General features: G+C 63.5%; 11 protein-coding genes. 7 read left to right on the forward strand and 4 right to left on the reverse strand.

The genetic code is table 11. The features are described from left to right. The first annotated feature begins 262 nt into the window (after positions 1-262). Both tsaA and V5A53_RS08845 read left to right on the forward strand, forming a co-directional pair. Complete coding sequence (tsaA, locus tag V5A53_RS08840; RefSeq protein ID WP_332313237.1) at positions 263-754, forward strand: tRNA (N6-threonylcarbamoyladenosine(37)-N6)-methyltransferase TrmO; 492 nt, start codon at positions 263-265, stop codon at positions 752-754. Positions 755-962: 208 nt separating this feature from the next. Next, a complete protein-coding gene (locus V5A53_RS08845; protein WP_332313238.1) occupies positions 963-1346 on the forward strand; it encodes a DUF7475 family protein in 384 nt (127 codons plus the stop codon). A 30-nt stretch (positions 1347-1376) separates the two neighbouring features. Here V5A53_RS08845 and V5A53_RS08850 read toward each other — a convergent pair whose 3' ends face one another. After that, complete coding sequence (locus V5A53_RS08850) at positions 1377-1766, reverse strand: CopG family ribbon-helix-helix protein (protein ID WP_332313239.1); 390 nt, start codon at positions 1764-1766, stop codon at positions 1377-1379. 107 nt (positions 1767-1873) lie between these two features. Between V5A53_RS08850 and V5A53_RS08855 the strand changes: the two genes are divergently transcribed. Beyond that, the gene (locus V5A53_RS08855) at positions 1874-2713 is read left to right on the forward strand and encodes a hypothetical protein (protein ID WP_332313247.1); all 840 of its coding nucleotides are present in this window, start codon (positions 1874-1876) and stop codon (positions 2711-2713) included. Positions 2714-2969: 256 nt separating this feature from the next. Here V5A53_RS08855 and V5A53_RS08860 read toward each other — a convergent pair whose 3' ends face one another. Then, positions 2970-4454 carry an MATE family efflux transporter gene (locus V5A53_RS08860; protein WP_332313240.1) on the reverse strand — a complete coding sequence of 495 codons (1485 nt, stop codon included), beginning with the start codon at positions 4452-4454 and terminating at the stop codon, positions 2970-2972. Beyond that, positions 4451-5038, reverse strand: a complete 588-nt coding sequence (locus V5A53_RS08865) for a TetR/AcrR family transcriptional regulator (RefSeq protein ID WP_332313241.1) — start codon at positions 5036-5038, stop codon at positions 4451-4453. Before V5A53_RS08865 ends, V5A53_RS08860 begins: the two co-directional genes overlap by 4 nt. 140 nt (positions 5039-5178) lie before the next feature. On the opposite strand from V5A53_RS08865, the gene V5A53_RS08870 reads away from it, so the two are divergent. The 3 genes from V5A53_RS08870 (at position 5179) to V5A53_RS08880 (ending at position 9071) form a co-directional block, all read left to right on the forward strand. After that, positions 5179-6354 (forward strand): hypothetical protein, encoded by a 1176-nt coding sequence (locus tag V5A53_RS08870; RefSeq protein WP_332313242.1) that lies wholly within the window; start codon positions 5179-5181, stop codon positions 6352-6354. A 74-nt stretch (positions 6355-6428) separates the two neighbouring features. After that, positions 6429-7637 (forward strand): carboxypeptidase-like regulatory domain-containing protein, encoded by a 1209-nt coding sequence (locus tag V5A53_RS08875; protein ID WP_332313243.1) that lies wholly within the window; start codon positions 6429-6431, stop codon positions 7635-7637. A gap of 48 nt (positions 7638-7685) precedes the next feature. Then, positions 7686-9071 carry an MFS transporter gene (locus tag V5A53_RS08880; RefSeq protein ID WP_332313244.1) on the forward strand — a complete coding sequence of 462 codons (1386 nt, stop codon included), beginning with the start codon at positions 7686-7688 and terminating at the stop codon, positions 9069-9071. Here the strand turns inward: V5A53_RS08880 and V5A53_RS08885 are convergent, their stop codons facing one another. Continuing rightward, positions 9072-10655, reverse strand: a complete 1584-nt coding sequence (locus V5A53_RS08885; RefSeq protein WP_332313245.1) for a cryptochrome/photolyase family protein — start codon at positions 10653-10655, stop codon at positions 9072-9074. A 294-nt stretch (positions 10656-10949) separates the two neighbouring features. Between V5A53_RS08885 and V5A53_RS08890 the strand changes: the two genes are divergently transcribed. Beyond that, positions 10950-11387: substrate-binding domain-containing protein (locus tag V5A53_RS08890; protein ID WP_332313246.1), on the forward strand; the 438-nt coding region annotated here is incomplete at its 3' end.

Raw genomic sequence — 11387 nt, forward strand, 5'->3', positions numbered from 1 at the left:
TCCAGACGACGGCCGGGCCGCTGGCAGCCTTCACCGCCGAGGAAGTCGCCGAGGTCGCCGAGCGCGTCGAACCGACCTGAGCGAGGACCATTGCCCGTTTGAGGGGTCAGTGGCTCATCTGCCCTCGTACTCTGCTGTGTTGAATCGGTCAATATAGGCCCGGCAGTCGAGACCTACCCGCAATCTATCAGAAGTACCATGCTGAATACAGGGCGCGTCTCGGTCACGAATTGATTTGTCGCTCGAAGCCTGAACGACCGGTGTGTCCGAAGATCACCTCGGCTACGAGCCGATCGGGGTAATCCGCACAGCTTTCGAATCACCGGAGGGAATGCCGATCCAACCGGTCGGAGACGCTGCTGTAGAAGGGACTGTCGAACTCGAGGAAGCGTACGCAGATGGACTGCGGGATCTCGACGGATTTACGCATTGTATCTTGCTGTATCATTTTCATGCGTCTGACGACGCTGCTTCGATGGAGGTCGAACCGTTCCTCAATGACGAGAAACGGGGAGTCTTTGCGACGCGAGCCCCGCAGCGTCCGAATCCAATCGGCCTCTCTGTCGTCGAGATCGAATCTATTACAGATGAAACGGTAACCGTCAACGGTATCGATGTCGTCGATCAGACACCGTTGCTGGACATCAAGCCATTTGTTCCCGAGTTCGACGTTCCAGCTGACGTGGATACCGGGTGGCTCACCGCCTCGGAGTCGACGATTCACTCAAAAGAAGCCGACGAGCGGTTTCTGTGATCAGTAGTTGAGACTGGTCATCTCAATGTATAGCTAGTAACGCCCGACCGGATCAGTTGTGTGGATAATGGTCTTTCCTGAGCAAAATCGCAACTATAGCCACTATAACCGAGACCCCGCCGCAAAGACCTATTACATGGCGTATGATGACACCCGCAGTCGGATAATAACAGTCCTTATCTCCTGTCTGGTACAGAGTAGTATTGTAATGAATACCCAAGATAGCTCCACGAGTCGGATAGGATCACTCACCCAACTCCAGTGGCTAGCAGTTGTGCTAGTCGTCGTTACTGGTGTTCTCCACGTGTATGCTGGTCTCGTCGAGGGGCGGATTCCCGTTGCACTTGCAGGCGTCGGCTACGCTGGTGCACTTGTACTCTTTTTCTTCGACTACCGGCGGCGACTACTCTATTTGGTGGGGATTCCGTATACGGCCGTGCAATTCCCACTCTGGATCGTGGCCAAGTCAGAATACGGGATGGTCGACTACATTGACAAGGCGGTCCAAGTCGTCTTGATTCTCGTGTTGATCTATCTCTATCTGAACACACCATCCGAATCAGCCGGAAATACGGCAACGGCAGCGGACTGAGCAAGCGAATTCACGGGACGTTTACCACGCTCAGTTATCCCGAATCACCATAATTTTCACTCGGTTCACGCCGTCGAAGTCACGAAGTCGATAAGTTAATTCTCGAACACGTTCACCGGTCCCTTGGCAGAATAGGGACTCTAGACACCACTCCCCTTGGTGGGTGTGACTCGTGTTGAGAATCACGTCCTGATAGTCGTGTTGGACACCGTGGAGTTCCCCGATCACCTCGTGATGGCGGTAATCGAAGGCGACGAGCGCGATAACGTCGTCGCTGAGGTCTTCGAGTCGAGAATGTGACTCGATGTACTCCTGCATCGCCTCACGGACCGCCCGCGACCGATTGTCCAGTCCCTCGTCTTGCCAGACATGATCGAACTCCTCAACGACCGCATCCGGGATATTGAAACTCGTTCGCATATGGTCATACTCGGTGCCCAGGATACAAGAGTCCCGAGTATGACGGTTCCCCCAATTAGGTATTAACAACCGTTATTCGGCGCTCTTGCCGAGTTCAGGGTATGGGGATGGTTCCAGGAGACACGTTCGGGTTATTGCTCGGTGCGATCGCACTCGGGGCTGTCCACGGGGTTGAACCTGGTCATGGGTGGCCTGTTGCGGCCTCGTACGCGTTGGATCAGACGAACAAGTGGCTCTACGGCTTTGCGGCGAGTTTCATCCTTGGTGTCGGGCACCTCATCAGTAGTATCGCGATGGTTGGCGCGTTCTTCTACGCGAAATCCTATTTCAGTCTCACACAGATCAACGAACCACTCACTGTTCTGGGTGGTGTCCAGGCGGGCGGCCCGGTCAGTTTGATTGCAGGTGTCCTGCTCATCGGTCTCGGTATTCGAGAATATCACCACGGCCATTCGCATGGCGGTCACAAGACCGAACACTCTCACCAACACGAGAGTCCCAATCACGAGTCGGCAAAACACTCCGCACACGACCACAGCCACGGAGATAGCCACGACCATCTACAGTCTCAGGACGGCGAGAGACTCGTCTCTCGCCTGAAGCGCGTACTTCCATTCGTCGGTGGGAACTCACATGCACACGAGAGTTCTGATGCCGTTGCTGAAAGAGGATTGTTCGGAATCGCCTGGTTCGCTTTCCTGCTGGGGTTTGCTCACGAGGAAGAATTCGAGATTATCGCCCTCTGTGCCGGGTCTACCTACTGTCTCGAATTGATGAGCGCGTACGCCATCACGGTCATCGCCGGAATCGTCGGACTGACGATGTTGTTGATCGCGGGCTACGAGCGTTTTGAGGAGAAGGTTGAGCAGTACACGCCGTATCTTCCAGCGTTCTCCGCGGCTGCCCTCATCATTATGGGTGTTGGTTTCATCACCGGGGTATTCTAATCCAACTAACCGATTCGCAGGTTCAGTGGTCGGGTGGTCTCTCGGCTCCTACACGGAATGAATGAACCCATTATGCTGAACTCACCCTCTATATCTTGCACGCCGCGAAGAACATCTATCCAAACTAGTGGAATCGTCAGCGGTCGATAAGCATGTCTTTGACCTCCTCCCACGGCTGAAGCCGTGGGGTTTCGCCTCGTACTTTCTATAAACATCCGCCGAAGCGTGCAAAAAGCGGGCACGAAAGTGAGGTGTTCTAGTCGTCCGCCACCTCGATATCCCCGGGTGCGTCGACGTCCTCGGGGTCGACGACGTTGTCGGTCCAGGTCCCCCGGAGGAACCACGCGCCGGTCGTCAGCGCGCTGATGACGAAGGAGATGGCGACGGCGTACCAGACGCCGACGACGCCCCAGCCGAGGACGGTGATGAAGACGAAGGAAAGCGGGATGCGGAAGACCCACAGCTCCTGGACCGACAGCAGCATGGCGGTGCGCGTCGAGCCGGAGCCGCGGAAGCCGCCCAGCGTGATCTGGAAGACGCCCAGGAAGACGTAGGCGGGCCCGGCGATGCGGATGTAGGTGGCGCCGTATTCGATGACGGTTTCGGAGGCGGCCTCGCCGGGCGGGAGGAAGACGCCGGTGATGGCCTCCGCGAAGGGGTAGGCGGCGGCGACGACGACGAGGAAGATGCTGGCGACGGTGGCGCTGGCGAGGAGGACGGCGCGTCTGGCACGGTCGGGCTGTCGGGCCCCGAGGTTCTGGCCGACGACGGTCTCGGTGCCGCGGGCGAAGCCGAGCGCCGGTAGGAAGAGCAGGGAGGCCAGCCGGTTGACGATGCCGTAGGCGGCGACGGCGTCGTCGCCGGCCAGCGCGATGATGGCGGTCATAGCTGCGATGCCGCCCGACCGGAGGCCCTGTTCGGCGCCGGTCGGGGCGCCGATGTCGAGGATCTTCCTGACGGTGTCGGCCTTCAGGACGAAATCACTGGGGGAGGGCGAGAGGCCGACGTTGCCGAACAGCAGGAGGTACATCCCGATGCCGGCCGGGAAGAAGCGGGCGATGACGGTGGCGATCGCCGCGCCCATGACGCCGAAGCCCTCGAAGCCGGTGAGGGCGAATAGCTGGTTCTGGAGGGCTTCCATGCCGACCCACGCGAAGAGGGGGTTGTCGACGAACCCGAGGATGAGGAAGGGGTCGAGGACGACGTTGAGCGTCGCGCTGCCGGCCATCAGGTAGAGCGGGGTCCTCGTGTCGCCCCACCCGCGCATCAGCGCGTCGAAGATGAAGAACCAGAACATGAAGACGATACCGAGGAAGATGACGCGGGTGTAGTCGGTGGCGAAGGTGTGGGGGTCGGTCCCCGGCGTGGCGCCGATGAGTGCGAGCAGGTAGGGGGCGGCGACGTAGCCGACGGCGGCGAAGGCCACGGCCACGAGGGTGACGAACGAGATCGTCTGGCCGGCGACGTGGTGGGACTTGCGGAAATCGCCCGACCCCTTGTGCTGGGAGACCAGTACGGTCCCGGCGGTTGTGAGGCCGCCGCCGACCGAGACCATCAGGAAGACGATGGCCCACGAGTAGGAGAGGGCGGCGACGGCGTCGGCGCCCAACTGGCCGACCCAGAAGGTGTCGGCGAGGTTGTAGGCGACCTGTAGAACCTGCGAGCCGATGATTGGCGCGGACAGCACCAGGAGGGGTTTGAAAAGGTCGCCGTCGGTGACGTTGACCGACCGGTCTTTCATTCGGCGACCAGCCAGCCGTCGATGACGTCGCTGACCAGCGCCTCGTGGATGGTATCGACTGCGGTGTCGTGACCGAGGGTGACCCACCGGATGCGGGCGCCCTGGACCGCCGCGAGCAGGTGGGCGGCGGTTCGGGGGGCGTCGACGTTCCGGAAGCGGCCGGCGTCGATGCCGCGCTCGATGACGGCCGCCACGGTGGCGTGGACCTGCGCGTCGTTTTCGGCCAGTTGATCGCGGAACGTCTCGTTGTGGGGGGCTTGCGCGCGGAGCTCCAGCAGGGCGGTGTGGAACGCCCGGTGTTCCGAGCGGTTGCGCTCGTCGCCGAAGAGGAACCCCTCGACGAGGCCGACCAGTTGGTCCCGGGGGTCGGCGTCGGTGGTGTCGGCCCGCTCTTCGAAGCGTTCGAGGAGGTGTGCAAGCAGCGCGACGAGCAGGTCCTCCTTGGTGTCGAAGTGGTAGTGCAGAAGCGACTTGCTGCAGTCACACTCGTCGGCGATGTCCTGCATCGTCAGGGAAGCGTAGCCGTACTCACAGAGGGTCCGGTAGGTGGCCTCCATGATTCGCTCCCGCGTCTCCTCGACCATTATTGACTGACTAGTCAGTCGGCTTTTTAACGGTTGCGTGTAACGGCCGTCGCGGGCCCGTTCCGGCCGCTCAGGACGCATGATCATCCGTCCCTTGATCGGCCACATAATTTATGCGCGGAGCGTCGGGCAAACCGGGCATGAGGTTCAAAGCGACGGCATTAGCACTGCTAATGACCGTTTCGATGGTCAGCATGGCGGCTGCACCGGCGGCCGCAACCCAACAGGCAGACGGCGAAGCGTACAGTGGCGCGAACATCGAGTTCCAGACGACGGGTAACGCCGTGGCCGACTACGCGGTCGACGGGGACGTCATCGTCGAGAACGTGACGGTCCAGTCCGCGAGCGAGGCCGACAGCGGCGTCGATGCGGGACTGGAATCCACGACCGACATCGACGCGGCGGGTCTCGAGATCGATAGTCAGGCCCGCGCCAGCGCGACGATCAGCTCCGAGAGCGGCGCGGAGATGGAGGCCCACGACAACCAGCGCGGCGTGATGCAGGTCCGTGCCGACGGCGAGAGTCAGGTCGTCAACGTCAACGTCAGCGGTGAGGCCGAATCCGAAAGCGACGAGCGCGTCGTCGTCACCAAGGACGACGGCAGTCAGGGTACCTTCATCGTCGTCGGTGACGGCGAGGTCGTCGTCAACGACGAGGGCGAGGTCAACTCCGAACTCGAACAGGGCAGCGAACTGGTCTACCGGCAGTACGACGGCGAGCGGAGCGACGACGACGAGGAGACCGAGAAGATGATCGCCAACGGGACGGCGACCGCCGAGGTCTACGTCCAGCAGTCCGCCGAATCCGGCCAAGAGACCGCCGTCGAAGCCATCGAATACGGTGAGGACACGTCCGTCGAGGTCACCTCGTCGGCCGAAAACGAGGTCAACATGACCGTCGAGCGGACCCAAAGCGAAGGTAAGGTCGTCCTAACGACCGTCTCCGAGGAGGCCTTCGAGAACGCGGGCGACATCGAGGTCTACGTCGACGGCAACGCAGCCGCACAGGCCGATTCCTACAGCGCGGTCGAACAGTCCGCGATGGAGGGCGACCAGCCCCGATACTACGTCTCCCAATCCTCCAGCGCCGAGGCGACGACCGACGTGGCCATCGGTATCGACCACTTCTCGGCGCGGAACGTCCAGATGACGAGCGAGGACGAATCGACCGCCACCGAGGACGGATCGACGGCGACCGAGGGCGACTCGACCGACGAACAGAGCCCCGCCGACTCGCAGGGCGACGGTGCCGGCTTCGGCGCACTCGCGGCACTCGCGGCGCTGGCATCGGCGCTCGTCGCCGCCCGTCACCGGTAGGTCTTCTTTTCCCTTCGAAATCGCCCATCGAAACGGCCCAGCCAAACTAAGTGGTCACGCGGTGAGAATCAGATATGAACCGGTTGGTAAGTCTAGCCGTCGCCGCTGCGATGATCGCATGGTTGCTGATGATGCCGGCGGCCGCCGCGACCCAATCGCAGGTCACGCTGACCGTCTCGGTCGTCGACGGCAACGACGCGGCGATCGACGGCGCGACGGTCACGGCCTCGTGGGACGGCGGCGAGCGGACGGCGACGACTGCGAGTAACGGCCGTGCGTTCGTCGACGTCCCCGAGGGCGCCGACGTAACGCTCGAAGTCGACCACGAGGACTACACGCGTAACTTCCCCGTGATCGTCGAGGACGCGACCGAACAGGACGTGACGATGCGCGTCTCGCTGAAGGGCCAGGGCACCGTCGCGGTGACCGACGCCGAGGACGAACCACTCGCCAACGCGACCGTCGAATTCCGGAAGGACCGCCGACCGGTCGCTCGCGGCCAGACGGACGCCGACGGCCGCTTCGAGTCGGGAACGATAGAACAGGGTATCTACCGGATACGCGCTGTCAAACCCGGCTACTACCGGGAGACGATCACCGAGCGGGTCCGCGTCGATAGCAGCCACGCGATCTCGCTGGAACGCGGATCCGTTCGCCTCGAAGTCACCGTGGTCGACGACCACTTCGACCCGCCGCAGGAACTCGACGAGGCGTCAGTTCGCGTCGACGACGCCGACGGTGAAGTCGCGCGGGTCCGAGCCTCCGGCGGGACCGCCTCCCTCAGCGTGCCGGTGAACACCGAATACACGATCACCGTCGTGAAGGACAACTACACCAAATCCAGCGAGGAACTCCGGGTTCGGGAATCCGATGAGGCGATCGAAATCGCCGCCCAGCGTGTCCCAACGTTGACGGTCGAACGGCAGAACGAACAGGTCGTCGTCGGCGAATCGACGCGCCTCCGGGTCGTCAACTCCTACGGTGAGCCGCTGTCGAACATCACCGTCCAGCGGAACAACGAGACCGTCGGCGAAACCGACGCCAACGGCGAACTCACCGTCACCATCGAATCGGCCGGTGAAAACGAGTTCCGCGCGGTCAGCGACGACCTCGAGAGCGACCCCGTGGTGGTCACGGGCATCACGCCGGGCGACGAGGAGACGGCGACCGCCTCGCCGACCGACGGCACCCCTGACGGCCAAACCGATAGTGACGGCCCTGGCTTCGGGGCTGTCGTCGCCGTCCTCGCGCTCGTCGCCGTCGCGGTCGCCCTCCGGCGCTGACCGACGGCATCGCGGAGCCTTTTGTAGTCGCCCTGTGGACGTTTCGTCATGAACACGGCGGGCGACGCCGATACCGACCCCGATTCGGAGCAGGGCCTCCGTGGCACGGTCCGGCAGGTCCTCGCCCTGGAACGGGACGTACTCGTCCTCTCCGTGGCGATGTTCGCCTTCAGCCTTGGCTTCCAGATGACGAGTCGGTACGTCCCGCGGTACATGTCGGTTCTCGGTGCCGGCGCGGTCGCTATCGGCCTCTTCGGTACCTTCGGAAACCTGATTTCGGCGGTCTACCCGTATCCGGGCGGCGCGGTCTCGGACCGTATCGGTTCCCGCTTTGCGCTGACGCTTTTCGGCCTCGCCTCGACGGTCGGCTTCCTCGTCTGGCTCTTCGCCGACGCCTTCGGAACCGTCGTCGTCCCGCCGGTCGGAACGACAGTCGAGGTCTTCGGCTACGAGGTGGTCGTCGGTTGGCTCGACCCCGCGGTCATCCCGGTCGGAATCTTCCTCGGTCTCGTCTTCGCGCAGGGCTGGAAGTCCTTCGGTCTCGGCGCCACCTTCGCCATCGTCAAGCAGGCCGTCGCCCCAGACCAGTTGGCGACCGGGTTCGCGACGACCGAGACCGTCCGGCGGGCGGCCTTTCTGCTCGGCCCCCTGCTGGCGGCGGGCGTGTTGACGGTCTTCGCCTTCGAGACCGGCTTCCGGGTCATCCTCGCGGTCGCGGCGGCCTTCGGCTTCGGGGCGACGGTCGCCCAGCATCTCCTGTACGAGGTCGAGGAAGATAGCCTCGGCAAATCCTTCGAGGGCGTGGGGACCATCGTCGACGACCTCCGGTCGATGCCAGAGGAACTGCGGCCCTTACTCGTCGCCGATACCTTCGTCCGGTTCGCTAACGGCATGGTCTACGTCTTCTTCGTCATCGTCGTCACCGAGTTCCTCGCAGTCGGGGTCTCCCTGCCGCTGGTCGGCCGCCTGAGCCCCGACGCGTATTTCGGCGTTCTGCTGGCGATCGAGATGCTCGTCGCGCTGCTGGTGATGGTGCCGATATCGCGGCTCTCGCGTCGGGTCGGGCTCAAACCCGTCGTCGCCCTCGGCTTTGCGGTCTACGCCGTCTTCCCGGTCCTGCTTATAAATGCGCCGCCGAGTGCCGCCGTTCTCGCCCTGCTGTTCGCCTTCTCGGGACTCCGGTTTGCCGGTCTGCCCGCGCATAAGGCGCTCATCGTCGGCCCCGCCGAGCAGGGCGCTGGCGGGCGGGTAACCGGTTCCTACTACCTCGTCAGGAACGTCGTGGTCATTCCCTCGGCGGCTATCGGCGGCGCAATCTACGCCTTCTCGCCGGAGAGGGCATTCGCGACGGCGACCGCCGTCGGCGTCGTCGGCGTCCTGCTGTTCCTCGTCTTCGGGGAAGACTTCGAGGGAGCCGTCGCGAACGGTGGGTGACTATAACTCGCTGTCAGCGGCCATCTCGCGCAGTTCGGCGACGCGCGCTCGAATATCGTCAATCTCCCCGGAGTCGCGCTTGTCGTCGACGTGGCTGTACATCAGGCTCATCCGGTGGTTCGAACGCAACGGCTCCTCGTTGCGGTCGAGGAAGTCCCAGTAGAGCGCGTTGAACGGGCAGGCGTCGTCGCCGGTAGCTTTCGTCTTGTAGTAGGCGCAGTCCGCACAGTAGTCGGACATGTCGTCGACGTAGTTCGCCGAGGCGACGTACGGCTTGGTGGCGAAGACGCCGGCGCCGTACGAGCCCATCTCGACGACGTTCGGCGTCGTGACCCAGTGATAGGCGTCGACGTAGGTGGCGTGGAACCAGTCGTTGAGTTCCGCCGGGTCGACGCCCCACAGCGTCGCGAAGTTCGACAGCACCATCAGCCGCTGGATGTGGTGGGCGTAGCCCCGAGCGCGGACGTCGTCGACCGTCTCCGAGAGGCAGTTCATGTCGGTGTCGCCGTTCCAGTAGAACTCGAGCAGGGGGCGGTCCACGTCGAGTTGGCTGGCCGAGGCGAGGTCCGGCATCGTGTGGCGGTAGACGTGTCGGATGAACTCCCGCCAGCCGAGGACCTGCCTGATAAATCCCTCCACGGAGTTCAGCGGCAGGTCGCGTTCCCCGTAGGCCGCTTCGGTGGCCTCGATGACCTCGACGGGGTGGAGCAGGCCGAGGTTGATGGCGGGCGACAGGAGGGCGTGGGCCATCGCCCACTCCTCGGCGAGCATGGCGTCCTGATAGGGGCCGAACTCGGGGAGGCGTTCGTCGAGGAACTGTTCGAGGCGGGCGAGCGCGCCCTCGCGGGTGACCGGCCAGACGAACCCCTCGCTCTCGTCGCCGGGCGCGAAGGCCGACTCGCCCCAGACGTCGAACTCCTCGCCGACCCACTCGTGGACCGCCGCGACGTCGTCGCGACTCTCGAGGGGCGGTTTCGGCGGCGCTTCCCAGTCGTCGGGCGGGAACGCCCGGTTCTGCTCGTCGAAGTTCCACGCGCCGCCCTCGGGGTCGCCGCCGTCCATCAGGACGCCGCTTTCCCGGCGCATCCAGCGATAGAAGTTCTCGTGGCGGAACGAGTCGCCATCCTCGTCGGCCCACTCGTCGAACGCCTGCCGGGTGCTGACGAACAGTTCGTTCTCGACGACGCGGAGGTCGCCACCGGCCTCGTCGACCACCTCCCGGAGGCGGGTTTCGGCGCCGTGACTCGGCGGCCGCATCGTCACGAGCGTCGTTTCGGGGTGTCGGGCGAAGAACGCCGCCAGGCCCTCACCGAAGGTATCTGCTTTTATGTACGACACGTCGTGGCCCGCCGCTTCGAGGCGGTCACGGAACGCCCGCATCGCGCCGAAAACGAGTGTCAGCTTCTGGTGGTGGAAGGGTTTTCGCCGGGCGAAGTCGTGGGCTTCGACCAGCAGGACGCGGCGCCCGTCGGGCGCGCGGGCGAGGGGGCCGGATTCGGCGTTCAGGTGGGTGCCCAGCACCCACGGCACTTCGTCGTCGGAGAGGGCGTAGTCGGGTGGGTCGCCGACGAGGGGGCCGAGCATGCCGTCGCTTCCACCGCCAGCGGCTTAGTACGCCGGGCACGGTCCGTGGCTTGCCTCCTTCGGTCCGGCTACTCGTCGGAGGTGCCCTGCCGTTCGCGGACGCGGTCGTGGACGGAGAGTAACCGATACCGGGCGAGTACACCCGTCGCCAAAACTCCCATTTATCCCGCGAATAGGTGATTGAAACTCCACGTACGACGAAATAGCCGCTCCGTTAGGAGTTGAAGATGCGTAACTAGTATCGGTTACTGCGGGGACGAAATCTATATCAGGTATCAGTCCAACGGTGTATCTATGCCGATACAACGACGTCAGTTCCTCTCGGCGATGGGTGCCGGGGTACTCGCCAGCACGGCCGGGTGCGGACAGGTCATCGGAAGCGAGGACGACGTCCAGCCGGAGGTGGCCGGCGAAACGCTGACACTCACGACGACGACGAGCACCTACGACACTGGACTGCTCGACGAGATCCATACTGATTTCGAGGAGATGTACGGCGTGACCGTCGACGCAGTCGCGCAGGGAACCGGTGCCGCCCTCGAATCAGCTCGCAACGGGGACTCGGACGTAGTGATGGTCCACGCTCGCGGCCTCGAAGACGAGTTCATGCGCAACGGCTACGGCATCAACCGCCGCGATTTGATGTTCAACGACTTCGTCATCGTCGGCCCGGAGAACGACCCGGCGGGCATCCAGGGGATGGGGTCGGCGACCGAGGCGCTCACCGCCATC

The sequence above is a fragment of the Natronomonas sp. genome (genome assembly GCF_036625485.1).
Taxonomy (GTDB): domain Archaea; phylum Halobacteriota; class Halobacteria; order Halobacteriales; family Haloarculaceae; genus Natronomonas.